12 protein-coding genes are annotated in these 17,465 nt (G+C 62.1%); 8 read left to right on the top strand and 4 right to left on the bottom strand.

Annotated elements, in window-relative coordinates; all coding sequences use genetic code 11:
- Window positions 1–1,611, top strand: a 1,611-nt coding sequence (locus QP415_RS08820; RefSeq protein WP_306559648.1) for a vitamin K epoxide reductase family protein, incomplete at its 5' end; no start/stop codon positions are given.
- A 66-nt stretch (window positions 1,612–1,677) separates the two neighbouring features.
- On the opposite strand, the gene QP415_RS08815 is transcribed toward QP415_RS08820, so the two are convergent.
- Window positions 1,678–2,370 (bottom strand): MgtC/SapB family protein, encoded by a 693-nt coding sequence (locus QP415_RS08815; protein ID WP_285099736.1) that lies wholly within the window; start codon window positions 2,368–2,370, stop codon window positions 1,678–1,680.
- A 215-nt stretch (window positions 2,371–2,585) separates the two neighbouring features.
- On the opposite strand from QP415_RS08815, the gene QP415_RS08810 reads away from it, so the two are divergent.
- The 3 genes from QP415_RS08810 (at window position 2,586) to QP415_RS08800 (ending at window position 5,422) form a co-directional block, all read left to right on the top strand.
- On the top strand, window positions 2,586–4,088 hold the full coding sequence (locus QP415_RS08810) for an amino acid permease (protein ID WP_285099735.1): 1,503 nt from the start codon (window positions 2,586–2,588) through the stop codon (window positions 4,086–4,088).
- Between the two features lie 114 nt (window positions 4,089–4,202).
- Complete coding sequence (locus QP415_RS08805; RefSeq protein WP_285099734.1) at window positions 4,203–4,835, top strand: DUF4232 domain-containing protein; 633 nt, start codon at window positions 4,203–4,205, stop codon at window positions 4,833–4,835.
- 236 nt (window positions 4,836–5,071) lie between these two features.
- On the top strand, window positions 5,072–5,422 hold the full coding sequence (locus tag QP415_RS08800) for a hypothetical protein (protein ID WP_016460057.1): 351 nt from the start codon (window positions 5,072–5,074) through the stop codon (window positions 5,420–5,422).
- A 127-nt stretch (window positions 5,423–5,549) separates the two neighbouring features.
- Here the strand turns inward: QP415_RS08800 and QP415_RS08795 are convergent, their stop codons facing one another.
- Window positions 5,550–8,366 carry a glycoside hydrolase family 66 protein gene (locus tag QP415_RS08795; RefSeq protein ID WP_285099733.1) on the bottom strand — a complete coding sequence of 939 codons (2,817 nt, stop codon included), beginning with the start codon at window positions 8,364–8,366 and terminating at the stop codon, window positions 5,550–5,552.
- Window positions 8,367–8,883: 517 nt separating this feature from the next.
- Here QP415_RS08795 and QP415_RS08790 point away from each other — a divergent pair.
- Both QP415_RS08790 and QP415_RS08785 read left to right on the top strand, forming a co-directional pair.
- Window positions 8,884–10,464, top strand: a complete 1,581-nt coding sequence (locus QP415_RS08790; protein WP_285099732.1) for a type I restriction-modification system subunit M — start codon at window positions 8,884–8,886, stop codon at window positions 10,462–10,464.
- Complete coding sequence (locus QP415_RS08785) at window positions 10,461–11,651, top strand: restriction endonuclease subunit S (protein ID WP_082157730.1); 1,191 nt, start codon at window positions 10,461–10,463, stop codon at window positions 11,649–11,651. Before QP415_RS08790 ends, QP415_RS08785 begins: the two co-directional genes overlap by 4 nt.
- Window positions 11,652–11,694: 43 nt before the next feature.
- Here QP415_RS08785 and QP415_RS08780 read toward each other — a convergent pair whose 3' ends face one another.
- Window positions 11,695–11,922, bottom strand: a complete 228-nt coding sequence (locus QP415_RS08780; protein WP_003789971.1) for a DUF2188 domain-containing protein — start codon at window positions 11,920–11,922, stop codon at window positions 11,695–11,697.
- Between the two features lie 603 nt (window positions 11,923–12,525).
- Here QP415_RS08780 and QP415_RS08775 point away from each other — a divergent pair.
- Window positions 12,526–15,579, top strand: a complete 3,054-nt coding sequence (locus tag QP415_RS08775; protein WP_285099731.1) for a type I restriction endonuclease subunit R — start codon at window positions 12,526–12,528, stop codon at window positions 15,577–15,579.
- Window positions 15,580–15,655: 76 nt separating this feature from the next.
- Here QP415_RS08775 and QP415_RS08770 read toward each other — a convergent pair whose 3' ends face one another.
- On the bottom strand, window positions 15,656–16,207 hold the full coding sequence (locus QP415_RS08770) for an NAD(P)H-dependent oxidoreductase (RefSeq protein WP_285099730.1): 552 nt from the start codon (window positions 16,205–16,207) through the stop codon (window positions 15,656–15,658).
- Between the two features lie 130 nt (window positions 16,208–16,337).
- On the opposite strand from QP415_RS08770, the gene QP415_RS08765 reads away from it, so the two are divergent.
- Window positions 16,338–17,138 carry a sulfite exporter TauE/SafE family protein gene (locus tag QP415_RS08765; protein WP_285099729.1) on the top strand — a complete coding sequence of 267 codons (801 nt, stop codon included), beginning with the start codon at window positions 16,338–16,340 and terminating at the stop codon, window positions 17,136–17,138.
- Window positions 17,139–17,465: the final 327 nt, after the last annotated feature.

The following is a 17,465-nucleotide window of genomic DNA, read 5'->3' as shown; positions in this document are numbered from 1 at the left end:
GTTGAGCCTGTGCAGTCCGATGCGTGGGGTGCTCCTCAGGCCGAGGCTGCTCCCGTGGTTGAGGATGTTCAGCCGGTTGTCGAGCCCGAGCCGTTTATCGAGCCCGAGCCTGTGGTTGAGCCTGTGCAGTCCGATGCGTGGGGTGCTCCTCAGGCCGAGGCTGCTCCCGTGGTTGAGGATGTTCAGCCGGTCGTTGAGCCTGAGCTGGTTGCCGAGCCCGAGCCTGTGCAGTCCGATGGGTGGGGTGCTCCTCAAACTGAGGCTGCTCCCGTGGTTGAGGATGTTCAGCCGGTCGTTGAGCCCGAGCCGATCAACGAGGCGCCCCAGGTGGCACCCGTGACGGAGACTCCTGCGGATATGGCCTCGTCGATCTCGGACGAGGATCTCGAGCGCACGATCGTGGAAGGAACCCGTGAGCGTTCCATGGCCGAGATTGCTGCCGAGGAAAACGCTGCAGCGCAGGCCTCCGCTTACAGCCAGAACCCGGCCCAGGCCGCCGGTGCTCCGCAGGGCTACGGCCAGGCGCAGTACGGTTCGCAGGCGGGCCAGCAGTCCCCGTACGCCGCTCAGAGCGGTCCGCAGGGGTATGCGCCGACCGGTCAGCAGTCCCCGTACGCTGCCCCGGGTGCTCAGCAGGGCGCGTCGACTGGACAGCAGTTTGGGGCTGCGGCACAGCAGTTCGGTGCGGCCGCGAACACGGCGTTCAACCAGTTCCAGAACGCTGTCGTCAACGAGACCGGCAAGGTGAAGGGCCGTTCCGTGCGCGCGACGTACGCGCTCATCGGCATGGCGGCGTCCTTCGTGCTCTCGATCGTGTCGATGATCCTGCCGTTCGCGTCGGTGTACGGCATGTCCTTCTCGATGCTGGGGGCGGGCGGTTACGCCTTCTTCCACATCTTCCTCATGCTGGTCGTCCTTGGCCTGGGAGCTGCCTACTGGTTCACGAATCAGAAGTGGGCGTTCCTGTCCTCGGGTATCGCGGCGATCGTGGTTGCCCTGCTGGGCGTGCTCCAGTTCCTGAGCATTCTCGGTAAAGCGACTCCCAGCATTGGCGGTATTCTCTTCTTCCTCTTCTCGATTGGCCTCGGTGTCTCCGGCGGTCTCCTGCTCCTGGAGCTCAAGAATGGCAAGGTTGCGCCGGTCGATAACCCGAACGCTTTCGGTGGCGCTTTCACTGGGGCACCCATGAACCAGCCTGGCCAGCAGCAGTACGGTCAGCAGGGCCAGCAGGGTGGTTTCCAGGCTCCGCAGGGTAACCAGCAGGGCCAGCAGCAGTATGGCCAGCAGGGTGGTTTCCAGGCCCCGCAGGGTAACCAGCAGCAGTACGGCCAGCAGGGTCAGCAGCAGTACGGTCAGCAGGGCCAGCAGGCCGGTTACCCGGGTGCTCAGCAGCAGTATGGCCAGCAGGGTCTGCAGTATGGTCAGCAGGGCGGTTACCCCGGTGCTCAGCAGCAGGGTGGCTTCCAGGCTCCTCAGGCGGCGCAGGGCCAGTATGGCCAGCAGCAGTACGGTCAGCAGCCTCAGTACGGCCAGAATCAGTATGGTCAGCAGGGCTACAACCAGGGGCAGCAGGGCGATAAGCCGTACAACCCCTTCGGGACGCGTTCCTGACGCGTTGAGAGAACGCAGGGAGGGCCCGCGGCGTATGCCGCGGGCCCTCCCGTCTGTGTCGAATGTTTACTCGTCGTCGTCTTCGCTGATGTCCACGCCCGCGACGCCGTCGAGGTCGGCGAGCGTGGTGACGAGGAGAGACCGTGAGAGGTCTTGGCGCGTCGTCGCCGTGAATCGCGCGGTGGTGGCACGCTCGGACGAGTCTGTGCGGGTCGAGACGCCTGAGACGTTCCAGCCGAGGGAGGAGACCTGGCCGAGCAGCGTTGAGAGAACCCCGTGTCCGGGCGTGTAATGGACGGTGAGCGTGACCTTGTGCCCGTGGGTGCGCATGAGGATGAACTGGACGAGTGGGGTCAGCAGGGCGATGACGATGAAGTGCAGGACGGTTCCGGCGAGGGCGAGCCACCACAGGCCAGCACCGCAGGCCATGCCGATAGCGGCAGTCTCCCAGATCGTCGCGGCGGTTGTGAGACCTCGGATCGCCCCGTGCCGGGTGAGGATGATGCCAGCGCCGAGGAAGCCGATGCCCGACACGATCTGCGAGGCGACGCGCGAGGGATCGTAGCGGGTGATGCCGTCGACGAGGATGTCGGAGAAGCCGTACTTGGAGATGAGCATCATGAGGCAGGCGGTGAGGCCGACGATGGCCTGTGTGCGGATGCCTGCGCTCTTGCCTCGGATTTGGCGTTCGAGGCCGATGGATGCAGAGAGGACGAGGGCGAGGAGCATCCAGCCGATGCTCATGAGGGACTGTGTCATGGGGACCTCCTGCGGTGGCGTGGGTGGGTTTAGTGTAACCGCCTCGTGTGTGTGAGGCGCGTGAGGGGCGACGAGGCGGTGGCGGGGAAGGGGGTGTCAAGAGCGGAACTCGGCCCCGACCTCGTTAAAGAATGAGAAAAGAATCTACCAAGTTCGACACAAGCATTTGTGGGGCTAAGATGGGACTCGACGATCGACAGATGAGGAACCCAGTCATGGAAACCCCCACTCCCGACGACATCGCCACCGATGTGCAGGAGCGCTCCAATACGGCGCTCAAGCGCGGCTTGGCGTCGCGCCACATGCAGATGATCGCTATCGGCGGCGCGATCGGCACGGGCCTGTTCCTGGCCTCCGGTGCGACGGTCGCGAACGCCGGTCCGGGCGGTGCACTCGTCGCCTACGCGGCAATCGGCCTCATGGTGCTGCTCCTGATGCAGTCCCTGGGTGAGATGAGTGCGCATCAGCCGGTCGCGGGCTCCTTCCAGACGTTTGCCACGAAGTTCATTTCCCCGTCCTTCGGCTTCGCCATGGGGTGGAACTACTGGTTTAACTGGGCGGTGACGGTGGCTGCGGACTTGGTGGCCTCGGGCTTGGTGATGGCCTACTGGTTCCCGTCCGTGCCGTCGTGGATCTGGGCGGTGGGCTTCCTCGGCGTCGTCGTCGGGCTGAACGCGCTGTCGGCGAGAGTCTACGGTGAGGCCGAGTTCTGGCTGGCCGCCATCAAGGTCGTCATCGTCATCGTGTTCGTCCTGTCGGGTGTTCTCATGATTGCCGGCGTGATGGGCCAGAATTCGCCGGGCCTGTCGAATTGGACGACCGGGGACGCGCCCTTCCACAATGGTTTCGTCGGCGTCATCGCGGTCTTCATGATTGCGGGCTTCTCCTTCCAGGGCACCGAGCTGGTGGGCGTGGCCGCGGGCGAGTCCGAGAACCCGCGCAGGGACGTGCCGCGTTCGATCCGCACGGTGTTTTGGCGCATCATGTTCTTCTACATTGGCGCGATCGCGGTGATCGGCACGCTGCTGCCGTACACGGATCCGAGCCTGCTGAGTGCGGCCGATGACTCGGCGAACAATATTGCTCAGTCGCCGTTCACACTCGTGTTCGCGCGCATGGGGGTCGGCGCGGCGGCCGCCGTCATGAACGCGGTCATCCTGACGTCGATTTTGTCGGCCGGTAATTCGGGCCTGTATGCGGCCTCGCGTATGCTGCATTCGATGGCCCTGAAGCGTCAGGCTCCCGCGATCTTTGCGCGCGTCACGAAGGGCGGCGTGCCCGGCTACGCGATGGCGGTGACCACGGTGACGGCGGCGTGCGGCTTCCTCACGCAGCTGGTTTTTGAGGACGCCTACATCTGGCTGGTGAACATCGTCGGTATTTCCGGCATCATCATGTGGCTGGGCATCGCGGTCAGTCATATTCGCTTCCGCCGCGCCTACCTGCTGCAGGGCTACCGCCTCGAAGACCTGCCGTATCGTTCACCGTTCTTCCCGGCTGGTCCCATCATCGCTTTCGTCATGTGCCTGGTCGTTATGGCGGGGCAGAACTATGAAGCCGTGCTTCACGGCCAGGTGTGGGAGGTTGCCTCCTCCTACATTGGTCTGCCGCTCTTCGGTGTGGTTTGGTGGGGCTACCACCTGGTGTGCAAGGATCGGACGGTGCCGCTCGCTGAGATGGACGTGGCCCCCGTCGAGATCGAGCCCGTCACTCGATAACGGGGACGAGGCCGGGGCGCGGTAGGTGGTTCGCTCGGGTGCGCCGCTTGTCACCCCTGGGCGCTGCCCGGCGTGGCGGTACGTGAGCGGCGTGGCACTTCATAGGATGGGCGCATGATCAACACGCGACGCATTCTTGCCGTGACCTCCCTGTCGGTTCTCGCCCTGGGGCTTGCTGCCTGTTCTCCGAAGGGCACGACTCCCGAGCAGGGGTCGACCACCTCGTCTGCTTCCCCGAGTGCTTCCTCTTCCCAGGGTGGCATGCCCGCGCAGAGCGGCGCCGGCCCCCAGAGTGGCGTGCCCGACGAGGGGAACCAGGCCCCCGAGGTGAATGTCGCCGACAACGATCAGCGCTGCGACCTGTCGAACCTGCAGCCCTCCATCGACTCTCAGCAGGAGGCTGGCGGCACGACCTACGTGTCTGTGGGGTTCACGAATGAGGGCCCCTCGTGTTGGATTGAGGGCTTCCCGCAGATTATTTTCTCCGGCGGCGGGTCGGTTCTCTCGACTGCTGTGCGTGAGGGCGAGGACCCCGGCAACGTGTACACGGTCGCTCAGGGCGGCCGTGTGGGCGTGACTCTGACGGCGGAGTCGACGGACGGCGTCGACGGCTGCAATCCGGCCGATTCGGAGCTGATCGATATCATGCCCGAGGCCGGCAGCGGTGCGACGAGCCTGCAGCTGACCCTGCGCGTGTGCCAGGAGATCCCCTCGGTGTCGGTGAGCCCCTTCGAGCCGCTGTCCTGAGTGAGTGTGTGCTGCTGTCGGATGCGCGTCGGGTGTCCGGCAGCTGCATGTGTGGGTGCGCGGCCACATGGAAATAGGTGATTGGGCGCACTGCTGATACGCTGAGTCTGCTAGAAGAAGGAGCTCCTCTTTCTCGTCACATCGAAGCGAGTGTGGGCGTGTATGTCCTTCTTCGCCGGTCGACGCGTGACCTGTGCGCGCCGACTGCGCCAATAGAGATCCTGAAGGAGACACTCATGGGTATGCGTTCCACGACGCAGGCATTCCAGTTCAACGTGCCGTTCGAGCAGCTGTTCCCGGCCGCTACCCAGGCCGTTCAGGCGGTCAAGAAGGCGACGCTGACGGGCGCCGACCCGAACGGCCGCGTCATCACCTTTGATACCCCGATGGGCATGATGTCCTGGGGTGAGAACCTCGTCGTCGGTTTCATTCCGAATGAGGAAGGTGTCGTCGTCGAGGTCACCTGTTCGACGAAGGGTATGCCGAACCTTATGCAGAATGGCCTTAACCGTAAGCAGATCGGCGCCTACATCACGGCGCTGTCGAACCTGGTGCAGGCACCGTTCGTCGAGGTCGCCCGCTCCTGACGCTCCGTCTCACGCTGACTCGGCCCCGGCCTCGTCCATGAATTGACGAGGCCGGGGCCGAGCCTTGTTGCAGCGCACGGGGGCGCTGTCTCCTCCCCGGCTGTGCCCGTGCCGAGGAGTGGGCGTCTTACTGCCCGGAGACGTTCGTGAGCGTCCAGCGCTGTGACGTGGAGGCGTCAGAGCACTGCGAGATGACCGCCTGCGTGTTCTCCTGCGTGGTGTCGCCCGGGATCGTCAGGCACAGGCCCGACGCGCGGTTCACCAGCTGACCAGAGCCGTTGATATCCCACTTCTGGGACTCAAGCGTCGGGTAGCACGTCCACATGTGCGCGACCGTGCCCTCGTTGGTGTAGCCACCCACCACGTCGACGCAGCGATCGCCGATACGCAGGTGCCCATCACCCTCGTAGGTAACGATCTGTGCGGCGCTGTTCCCAGCGCAGTTGCTGTTCCACACGGGGGTGCCGTCAGCGCCCTTCGGATCCTGGGAGGTTAGGCACTGGCCGTGGCCGTTGCGCAGCTGGCCGACGACCGTTGCGGGCACGAGCCCCGCATTGTCCGAATTGGCGTTGCCTGACGCGTTCGGATCCTGAGGTGCGGCATCTGCACGGTCCGCAACCTTAGTGGGGGAGAAGACGACCATGTCCCAGGAGGACAGGCGCCCCACGTTGAATGTGAGAGTCGTGCGACCCTGCTCATCCGTGCCCGTCGTGAAGTCGAGGGGCATCGGGCGGCCACCGTCAACGTCCGGGCTGACGGCGTAGATGGAGACGGGGACCGCTTCGCCGTCCTCCAGGTGGTAGGTGACGGACGTGTTGTCGAAGGCGAGGATCTGCTTGGCGGCGTTACGCCAGTACTCGTCGTTGCCCTCACTGTCGTTCGTACGCAGGTTAATCAGGTGCAGGGCCGTGCCCGCGTTGGACGTCATGGTGTTCGCCCAGATCGTGTTCGCGGACCCGTCCGTCGAGGTCGGCAGGCCCACGCCGTTCGTCGAGACCTCGACCTGGCGCTCCTTGCGCGTCAGGTTGTCGCCGAAGAGCAGGTTCTCGTAGGCGGTGGAGATGTTGTAGTAGTTCTTCAGCCACGTCTGCGTGTCGTTGGACAGGCCACGGCCAGATTCAGGGAAGAACTGGTTGTCCAGCATGCGCCCGTAGTCGCCGAGCTCCAGGTGGTGCGCACCGTTGGCCGCGAACGCCGCGTCCGCGAGCTTGATGGAGTCCGCGTTGAACTCACGGAAGGTAATGCAGTCAATGTTGACGGGCGCGTACTTCTCGTACTTGTCGATTGGGAAGGAGATCGTATGGGTGCCCGGGGTGAGCTCCACGTTGATGCTGATATCCTCGCGCCAGTCAGAATCGCTCTGCGTCTTGTTGAACGTGACGTACTTCAGGAGCTTTTGCTGCCCGGTCTTACCCATGTCAATCATCACCTGGTGGCTGGCGCCATCGGCCTGAGGGCTCGAGTAGCGCGGCGAGAAGGTGAAAGTGCCTCCCTGGCCAGCGTCAACGGTGAAGGTGACGGCGTCGCCGTCCTTGGCAATACCCGACGCGTAGGAGCCACCCGACGCAGATGCGTCACCGGACACGATGGTGACGTCGCCGCTCACGCTCGACTGGTCGGCCTCGGCCTCGATACGCACGCCGTTGTCGGCAGCGATTTCCGGATGCCTGTACTCCTTGGCCGCTGCATCCCAGTAACGGGTGGTCGGATCGTAGTCGTTCGCGTAGGCGGCCACGATCAGCGGCTGCTTCGCGCCCGAGCTACGCACACCCTGCAGGTAGCTGGCGACCTGCGCGTTCGTCTCATTGTTGTCCCACAGCTCGGTGTACAGGTACGTGGACGAACCATTAATGAGCTTGTCGTTGCCGGCGCCATCGGGCAGGTTGATGCCCACTGCGCCCTTCGTCTTCTCGGCCGTCTCGTTAACGAGCGATGACAGGCCCTCGGTCAGGTCGAGATCGTTACCGGAAGCATCCTTCTTGTGGGTCTCACCGAGCGTGTCAATGTGCGTGCCGGTGAAGTTGAACGTCGTCTTCTGGTCCACGTATTGGCCGGTGATGTAGTCGCGCCAGCCCTTGTTGTTGACGTTCATCATGTACTGGTGGCCCGCCGGCTTGTCCACGCCCTCGGGGGTCTGAACCCACCACTGTACGCCGAGTGGGCGGTCCCAGTAGGAGCCGTTCTCGTTGTGCAGTCGCCACTCGTCTTTGATTTTGTTCGTGTCGTAGTTGTCGTTGGCCGCGTACGCCATCGAGTAGGCGAGCGAGGCGGCGCCGACGTTGTCCGCGGTGGTCACGTAGCTGTTGATGGTCGCGGCAGAGGCGTAGTTGTTCTCGTACCAGAGAGGCCACTGCTCCTTGATGTCCCCGGTTGCGACGGGCTGCTCGTGGCGGTACTGCCAGTCGTAGTACTGGAACGCGTTGAGGTGGTAGTCCTGACTGAGCTTCGTGACGTAGTCCGACGGAGCGTTGAACAGGTAGGGCTCGTAGGTGGCGTTGCCCGCCAACCCCTTGGGGGCGGTCGGCTTGAAGTGGGAGAGGTAGCCCATGCGCGGGAAGCGCGTCCAACTCTTGGAGGCATCGATGGCCGTTTCCGCGTGGGTGCCGTCCCCACCGGTCGCGGTGACGAGGTACCCTTGGCCGTCCTCGCTCGGCGTCGTGTAGGTCCACGTGGCCTTGCCGTTTTCGACGGTGGCGTCGCCCGAGTCGATCTCAGTGCCGAGGTGGCTGACGGAGAAGTGGACGGTTCCTTCGGTCGAGGCCTCGGCTGTGATCGTCGCCTGCTTACCCGGTTCGTGGGTGGACTTGTCCGTGTAGGCGCGGGTGACGTGTGCCGTGCCCGTGGCGGTGGCCGGTGTGGAGTTCGGCAGGGGCAGGGCCGTGGCGACGACCGCGGTGCCGAGCACGATCGCAGCGGGGATGGTCAGGGGATGTCGTGTCTCCATGACGTGTGTGTCCTCGTAATCGTTGATGAGACGTCCCGGTGGGGGAGTCATGCGCGTGAAACTGCGCCCATTCAACGGTAAAGCGATTTTTCAGTAAATTAACCGACAATATGGTCAAGCTGAACAAAAGTGTCCCGCAGTGCGGACAAGTAAAATCGTGGGTCGGTTGAATTTCCAAGTATTTGTCAGGTACTGAGAGCCTGCGACCTGCCGTTTCGGTTGTTCAAGGCCGGGGGAGTCTGTCGATATTTTTCGAAAGTGTCTAACTCGCCGAGGGTGGGGGAGTATCCTGAAAAGTTGGGTTTTCTGAGTCCGTTTCCCTCGCGCTCTTCTCATTGGCGAGGCCGGGGCTGGGATACGGATCTAGCCTCCTCTCGGAGTGCGACGGTCCGCAGATGTGGGGGTGTACCGTAAGCTGTTTTGTGTGGTCCGCACCTCCGACTGAGGGGGTCAGCGGAGATGATGTAGACCTAGTCGGGGCGCAGTACATGTGCGCTGTACCGGAAATGAGGACACCGTGGTGGCAGCAACCGAGCGAGCCGAGCTGCATAAGACGATCTGGCGTATCGCCAACGACCTGCGTGGCAGCGTGGACGGGTGGGACTTCAAGAGCTACGTCCTGGGATTCCTGTTCTACCGCTTCATCTCCGAGAATCTGACGGACTACGTGAACTCCTCCGAGCGTGAGGCGATCCTCGCCGAAGGCGGAACCACTGAAGAGGCTGCAGCCTTCGATTACGCGACCCTCAGTAACGAGGATGCCGAGGCAGCGCGTGAGAGCATCGTCAAGGAAAAAGGCTTCTTCATCCGCCCGTCCGACCTCTTTGGGAACGTGCGTGCGCGGGCTGCCGGTGATGAGAACCTGAACGAGACTCTCGCCTATGCCTTCCGTTTCATCGAGAACTCGGCGCGGGGCAGCGGCTCCGAGTCTGATCTGCGTGGCCTCTTCGACGACGTGGATGTCAACTCCACGAAGCTTGGAAACACGGTTGCCCAGCGCAACGCGAAACTCGTCAAGATCATGGATGCTGTCGGCGATCTGCCCTTGGAGCACGGTGCTGCGCAGATCGACGCCTTCGGCGACGCCTACGAGTACCTAATGACCATGTACGCCTCGAGCGCGGGCAAGTCGGGCGGCGAGTTCTACACGCCCCAGGAAGTCGCCGAAGTCCTCGCGACCCTCGCCCTGGATGGGCGTTCCGATGTGACGCGCGTGTACGATCCGTGCGCGGGCTCGGGGTCCTTGCTTCTGAAGTTCGCGAAGCTTCTCGGGCCGTCGAGCAGCCGCCAGTATTTCGGCCAGGAAATCAACCTGACGACGTATAACCTGTGCCGCATCAACATGTTCCTGCACGACGTCAACTTCTCGAACTTCGATATCGCACTGGGGGATACCCTGACGGAACCCGCCCACTGGGATTATCAGCCGTTCGATGCGATCGTCTCGAACCCTCCGTATTCGACGAAGTGGGTGGGCAAGGATGACATCGCGCTGATCAATGATCCGCGCTTCGCCCCGGCGGGTGTACTGGCCCCCAAGTCCAAGGCTGACCTGGCCTTCACGATGCATATGCTGCATTGGCTGGCCGAGGATGGGGCGGCTGCGATCGTCGAGTTCCCGGGTGTTCTGTACCGCGGCGGTGCCGAGGGGAAGATTCGCCGCTACCTTGTCGAAAACAACTTCGTGAACGCGGTGATTCAGCTGCCGCCGGACCTGTTTTTTGGGACGACGATCGCGACCTGCATCATCGTGCTGAAGAAGGCGCGTCCCGACCACAGCGTCCTCTTCGTGGATGCGTCCCCCGAGTGCGTGCGTGAGGGGAATAAGAATCGCCTCACCGCGGAGAATCAGCAGCGGATCCTCTCCCTGGTGTCCGAGCGCCAGGCTGTGGACCACGTGGCTGCCCTGGTGTCGATCGACGATATTAAGGACAATGACTGGAATCTGTCGGTGTCCTCCTATGTCGAGCCCGAGGATACGCGCGAGCAGGTGGACATCGTCGAGCTGAACACCCGGATCGCCGGCATCGTGGAGCGCCAGCGTGAACTGCGCGCCTCGATCGACGCGATCGTCGCGGAACTGGAGGCCGACCGATGAGCCGCCTCGCTGACCTGATTGCGCAGCTGTGCCCGGACGGGGTGAAGTACAAACCGTTGTCAGAATGTGTAGTACTTCCGTCGATTCCCAGGGGACTGAAGAGAGGACAATATGAAAGTTCTGGCACTTATCCTATTGTTGACCAGGGTAGGGGACAGGTCGCAGGCTATTCTTCTGATGAAACTAAGCTAGTAAAAGATATTCCGGGTATTGTGTTTGGTGATCACACACGTGAAATTAAGTATGTTGATCATTTCTTCGTTCCTGGTGCCGATGGTGTGAAGTGGATCCGTGCGGTTGATGATGTGGATATTCGCTACTTATTTCATTCTCTTTCCTCGCTTGCGATTCCTTCACGCGGTTACAATCGGCATTGGAATGTAGTTCGTGATATGTCTATTCCTGTTCCTCCACTGGAAGTTCAGCGTGAGATCGTGAGAATATTGGATCAGTTTACGACGCTGGAAGCGGAGCTGGAAGCGGAGCTGGAAGCGGAGCTGGAAGCAAGGCGGGCCCAGTATGAGCACTACCGCACCCAGTTGCTCTCCTATGATTCTATGACAGCTCGCGGGCCGGTCAGTTGGATTCCTCTTCGTGAGCTCGGCGTTTGGAGTGGGGGCGGAACTCCTTCAAAGAGTCGAGCTGACTATTGGGATGAGGGTAACATCCCTTGGATTACACCGAAAGATATGCGATCGTCGAAGATTCAGAATTCGATGATGAATATTACCGACAGAGCTGTGTGCGAGTCTAACGTCAAACTGATTGAGGCTCCCTCAATCGCTCTTGTTGTGCGCTCTAGTATTTTGCAACACACGTTTCCTGTTGCGCAGATTGATGTTGATGCGACATTTAACCAGGACATGAAAGCTCTTGTCGTAGATTCCGATCGTTTCGAGCATCGGTATATTTACTATGCACTATCAGCAAATGGGCAAGAGATTCTGAGGCAGACATCGAAGCAAGGTGGCTCGGTTAACTCGCTTGTCGTTCCGCGTTTGATGGACTTTGAAATTCCTGTGCCTGCACTCGACGAGCAACAGCGCATCGCCGATTTGCTGGACCGCTTCGACGCCCTTGTTAACGATATCTCGTCGGGTCTCCCCTCCGAGATCGCGGCCCGCCGCGCCCAGTACGAGCACTACAGGGGTCGCCTGCTGTCCTTTCCCGAGAAGAAGGCCGAATAACGAACTGAGGGGGCGGGTGTTAGTCCCGCCCCCTCAGTGGTAACTAGCCCCTGCTTCGACGGGGATCGTTCCCAGGCTTGATGGTGTCCTGGGCGCGGATTTTCCCGTTCTCTCCTCGCGTCCGCATCTCGCCGCCACCCTGATTAGCCAGAATGTCGCGTGCGCGCTGTTGAGCAGCTGCTTGCGTAGGCTCAACTGCGGATGCTCTGGATGCGTTCGGATCGAACACGCCCCATCCGTCGCCGTGTCGGCGTACTTCTCGAATGTTCATTCGTCACCTCCTTCCTTCCATGTCGGTAGGGTAGGAGGAGGCATGCACATCTGCGTCCAGTCCATCTGCAAGTGACGAACAGATGGTGCTCGAGTCCGTACACCATCTTCAACTTCGCACGTAATTCTCTTCCACGGCTTTGAAGTCATTTCTCTAAACATTGATATTCCGCGGAAAATGCTTCGGCTGGGAGTGGCTTGGATGGGGAATTACGTGCAGGACTCGTTGTTTGTGGTCAGCGCTTTGCTCAACAGAGTTTCCGAATAGTCGTGTTTCCCCTCGCGTGCGCGAGGGGAACACGAGGGCGTGACTTCAGCTTGCCGTCCACGAGTGGACTATTACGAGGCCCTGTTTTGTCAGGTTTCGCGGTCACCCCTCGGTGTGCGAGGGGCCCATGTCAGCCCTTGCCCTGTCAGTGATGGTAGCCCGTCAGATACTTCCAGGCAACGCCCAGAACCCTCCAGATGTGAGCTGCCCGGTGCAGCCTGGACGCAGATGACGGTGGGTGACGTTAGCATCGGATCGACGTCACCAGACGGGAGGGAAGCCTCCCGCGTGCCAGCCCCGGCCTCGTGAAAGAGACCCGTAGAGAAAGGAACGCGAGTGTCCACCGCCGCACCTCGCCCCCGCATCGAACCCGTCGTCGTCTCCGACGAATTCACGGTCGTCGGCCTCTATCACCCGACCCGTGACGAGGAACAGGACTACCAGAGCGAAGCCGCCCTCGAGGATGACCTCATCAAACAGCTGTGCGCTCAGGCGTACGAATACGTGGACATCCACGATCGTGACGGCCTCGAAGCGAACCTGCGTGTCCAGCTTGAGGCCCTCAATGACTACCGGTTTAGCGACGAAGAATGGAAGCGCTTTTACCGTCACTCGATCGTTGACGCCCCCTCCACTGACGGGAACCCTGTCGTCGCTAAAGCCCGACGCATCCAGGAAGACCACGTGCAGGTCCTCACCCGCGATGACGGCACCCCCAAAAACATCAGCCTCATCGACAAGACCAACATTCACCGCAACAAGGTGCAGGTGATTCGCCAGTACGCCATCGACACCGGCGCACGCTCCAACCGATACGACGTCACCATCCTCGTCAACGGCCTGCCCTTGGTCCACATCGAACTCAAGCGGCGTGGCAAAGAACTGCGCGAAGCTTTCAACCAGATCGACCGCTACCAGCGCGACTCCTTCCACGCCAGCGCCGGAGACGGACTCTTTGGCTACGTGCAGATCTTCGTCATCTCCAACGGCGCACACACCAAGTATTACTCCAACACCGTGCGCCTCCAGCACATCACCGAAAACCAGGGCACGCGCCGACAGGTGGCCGCCGCGAACGCGCGATCCTACGAATTCACCATGTGGTGGACCGACGCCGCCAACAACCAGATCCCCGATCTCACCGACTTCACCGCCACATTCCTGGCCAAGCGCACGATCCTCGCCATCCTGACGCGCTACTGCGTGCTCAACACCTCCGGCGCTCTCCTCGTGATGCGCCCCTACCAGATCGCCGCGACCGAAGCGATCCTCCAGCGCATCAAGACCTCCACCATGAACAAGCAGACCGGGACTGTCGCCGCCGGTGGATACGTCTGGCACACGACCGGCTCCGGAAAGACCCTCACCTCCTTCAAGACCGCAAAGCTCGCCGCCGGCATGGAAGGGGTCGACAAGGTTCTCTTCGTCGTCGACCGCAAGGACCTCGACCACCAGACCATCCGCGAATATAACGCCTTCGCCGAGGGAACCGTCTCCGCCAACCAATCCACCCGGCAGCTCGCCAAACAAATCAACGACCCGTCCACCCCGATCATCGTCACCACCATCCAAAAGCTCGCGACCTTCGTCAAGAGCCACCGCGGGCACGCTATCTACTCCGGGCACGTCGTCCTCGTCTTCGACGAATGTCACCGCAGCCAGTTCGGCGACATGCACACCGACATCACGCGAGCCTTCCGCAACTACCACCTCTTCGGCTTCACTGGAACACCCATCTTCGCGGAAAACGCCTCCAGCTCCGGTAAAGCAAACCTGCGTACCACCCAGCAGGCCTTTGGAGACCAGCTGCACTCCTATACGATCGTCGACGCAATCCGGGACAACACCGTCCTGCCGTTCCGCGTCGACTACCTCAACTCGTTCCGCGTGCGCGATGGCGTCGATAACCACGACGTCGAAGGTATCGATACCGACAGCGCATACATGAACCCTCAGCGCATTTCGGCCGTAGTTTCCTACATCCTCGAGCACTTCGATCAAAAGACGAAGCGGCGCGCCTCCTTCCAGTACAAGAAGCGGCGCGTGAACGGTTTTAACTCCCTGTTCGCCACCTCCTCCATCAAGGCTGCCCGCGCCTACTACCAGGAATTCAAACGCCAACAGGCCGACCTCCCGGAGGCTCGCAGGCTGAGCGTCGGAATCATCTACTCATACGCGCCCAACGCCGAGGCTCCGGGCACCGGCCTGCTCTCCGAAGAATCCATGGACCCCTCGGCCCTCTCACAGGACGACCGCGCCTTCCTCGACGAAGCGATCACCGACTACAACCAGCAGTTTGGGACCAACTACGGCACCGACGCCTCGGGATTCGAAAGCTATTACGAGAGCCTTTCCAAGGCCCTCACCGACAGGCACATCGACCTGGTCATCGTCGTCGACATGTTCCTCACCGGCTTCGACTCCAAGTCCCTCAACACCCTGTGGGTCGACAAGAACCTACGCGCCCACGGCCTCATCCAAGCTTTCTCGCGCACGAACCGAATCCTCAACTCCGTCAAGACTTTCGGAAACATCGTCTGCTTCCGCAACCTTGAACAGGCCACCGAAGACGCGATTGCCCTCTTCGGCAACAAGGAGGCGCGCGGCCAGGTCCTCCTGCGCCCCTACGGCGAGTACCTGTCCACCTACCTGGAGATCATCGAGCAGCTTCGCATCTGCTTCCCACTGCCCATCGGATCGATCGCCTCCGAGAAGGAACAGAAGCAATTCATCGACCTCATGGGGCAGGTCCTGCGCCTGCGCAACATCCTCACGTCCTTCGACGACTTCGAGAGCGACGATACGATCGCCCCGCGCGAGCTCGAAGACTACCGGAGCATCTACCTCGACCTGTACAACGAAGCACGGGAGCGTTCGAAAGCGAACAAGGAACCGATCGCCGACGACCTCGTCTTCGAAATGGAACTCGTCAAGCAGGTCGACATCAACGTCGACTACATCCTCATGCTCGTCGAACACCATCGGGGCGAGCGCGGGGATGGCGACGACCGGGAAATTCCCGTCGAAATCATGCGCGCCCTTGCTTCGTCACCCGCCCTGCGCGGCAAGCGCGACCTCATCGAAGAGTTCTTCCGCCGGGTCTCCCTCAATGGGGACGTCCCCACAGAGTTCGAGTCCTTCATCGCCGCCAAGCGCGACAGTGAACTCGACGCAATCATCGAGGCCGAACGCCTCGGCGAGGGCGCACGGGACTTCGCGTACGACTCCCTGCGCGAGGGCTACGTCCCCGACGAAGGAACCGGCCTGTCCTCGATCCTTCCGCCGGCCCGCCGCTTCGGCGGCGGTGGCAGCCGCGAAGCCATCCGCTCGCGTGTCCTCGACGCCCTGCGCACCTGGGTCGAACGCTTCTCCGGACTCGGAGGGCTGTGACGAACCGGTCCTGGCCTCGTGAAAGCGAGGTCGGGGCCGGGCTGCGTGTTCCGCCAGATGGCAGGGGAGCAGAAGCTCAGAGGGAGGAGACGAACTCCGCGAGGCGCTGTGCGTGCAAGCGCGAACGCTCCACCATGTCGGCGCGCGCCGCCTCATCCGTGCGATTCGCGTACGACACCCCGAACAACGGCAGGCTCCCTGCAAACTCCATGCCCGTCAGCGCGCACGTCGCCTTCGCGGGCGTCAGCAAGTCATTGAAATCGACGGAATCCGGCTGATAGTAAGCCTCCGACGCACCCGTCGTCACCGACACCACCAGCTTCTTACCACGCAGCGCCGTGCCCGTGGACCCGTGGCTGAAACCGCGCACGAACACGTCCTCCATCCACTTCTGCAGCAGCGCCGGCCAGCCATACCACCACAGCGGATACTGCAACACGATCACGTCCGCCGCGGCAAGCTTGTTCTGCTCCGCCTCAACATCAAAGACGTAATCGGGATACAACTCGTCAAGATGATCAATCTCGACGTCCGGAAGCAGGGATGCCAGCTCCTCCAGGATCGTCTTATTCGCCACCGAATCATCGCCGGTGCGCGGGTGTCCCGACACAACCAGAACCTTGGACATCGCATTTCCTTTCGTCGATGCCAAAAGTCTACGCCCGCACAAACTACCGCGATCAGGGCGTACGCACGGGTTTCGCGCGGGGTGAAGCCGCAGAACAGAAGACGCTTCCACGCCGGACTACAATAGAGACATGGCCCACACCGACTCCCAGCCCCTCACCCTGCACCGCATCCTCCTCGTCATCGCGACAGGCGTCGGCGCAGGATTCCTTTCCGGGCTCTTCGGAGTGGGCGGCGGCCTCGTCATCGTGCCAGCCCTCATGGCGGTCCTCGGCATGGACCAGCGCCGCGCCTCGGCCACCTCCCTCGCCGCCATCATCGTCACGGCCGCCGTCGGATCAGGCACCTACGCCCTCCACGGCGAGGTCTCCTGGGCGGGCGGCGCGCTCCTCGTCGTCGGCGCGCTCATCGGCTCGCAAATCGGCGTGTGGCTCCTGCGCCGCCTCCCGGCCCCCTCGCTGCCCTGGATCCTCATCGGCTTCACGGTCTTCGTCATCGTCTCCCAATACCTGCACGTCCCCACGCGCGAGGGGGCCGTCTCGCTGACCCCGGCCTCGTGCGCCCTACTGATCCTGGTGGGCCTGTGCGCCGGTATCCTCTCAGGCCTGGTCGGCGTGGGCGGCGGATCCGTCATCGTGCCCGGCATGGAACTCGCCGTCGGCGCGGGAGACCTGATCGCGCGCGGCACGTCCCTCCTCGTCATGATCCCCACCGGCATCGCCGGCACCGTCACCAATCTGCGCCATGGCATGGTCGACCTGCGCGTCGGACTCATCGTCGGCGCCTCCGCCGCGGCTACGGCACCCGTCGGGCGCCTCGTCGCCACGCTCGTATCCCCGAGCGTCGGCGCGATCCTCTTCAACATCTTCCTGCTCTCCATCATCGCCTCGACGATCCTGAAGATGCGCAAGAAAGCGCGCGCCCAGGGCTAAACGATTCCGTACGGAATAGCGGCTTTGCCTGCGAGTTTCCCCGTGTGATCAGGGAAAGCGTCTGCCGAACCAGCTACTACCGTGGTCGCCTAGAAATTTCGCATGCAATTCCCATCCGCTGCTTCGTGGGCGCCATGAGAAAACCGCGCCATTCCAACGATCCGATTTCAAAAGTTAAAACAGTTGAGAGGGAATTGCATGCGAAATTGGTGAGAGGGCGGGAAATATCGTCAGGAAGCCTGGCGTCATGCCGGGACTGACCTCATGCATCAAGCGCACCTGCACCCGCCGCACGGATACCTGTAGGTGCAAACGGCCCCGACCTCG

Source organism: Pauljensenia sp. UMB3104 (genome assembly GCF_030217285.1).
Lineage (GTDB): Bacteria > Actinomycetota > Actinomycetes > Actinomycetales > Actinomycetaceae > Pauljensenia.
This window is presented reverse-complemented; position numbering and strand designations above follow the sequence as displayed.

Bases quoted from the DNA above. Each gene is read 5' to 3' on its own strand.
- QP415_RS08805 (WP_285099734.1), top strand. From the start codon at position 4,203: ATGATCAACACGCGACGCATTCTTGCCGTGACCTCCCTGTCGGTTCTC.
- QP415_RS08765 (WP_285099729.1), top strand. From the start codon at position 16,338: ATGGCCCACACCGACTCCCAGCCCCTCACCCTGCACCGCATCCTCCTC.
- QP415_RS08800 (WP_016460057.1), top strand. From the start codon at position 5,072: ATGGGTATGCGTTCCACGACGCAGGCATTCCAGTTCAACGTGCCGTTC.
- QP415_RS08795 (WP_285099733.1), bottom strand. From the start codon at position 8,366: ATGGAGACACGACATCCCCTGACCATCCCCGCTGCGATCGTGCTCGGC.
- QP415_RS08785 (WP_082157730.1), top strand. From the start codon at position 10,461: ATGAGCCGCCTCGCTGACCTGATTGCGCAGCTGTGCCCGGACGGGGTG.
- QP415_RS08810 (WP_285099735.1), top strand. From the start codon at position 2,586: ATGGAAACCCCCACTCCCGACGACATCGCCACCGATGTGCAGGAGCGC.
- QP415_RS08780 (WP_003789971.1), bottom strand. From the start codon at position 11,922: ATGAACATTCGAGAAGTACGCCGACACGGCGACGGATGGGGCGTGTTC.
- QP415_RS08770 (WP_285099730.1), bottom strand. From the start codon at position 16,207: ATGTCCAAGGTTCTGGTTGTGTCGGGACACCCGCGCACCGGCGATGAT.
- QP415_RS08815 (WP_285099736.1), bottom strand. From the start codon at position 2,370: ATGACACAGTCCCTCATGAGCATCGGCTGGATGCTCCTCGCCCTCGTC.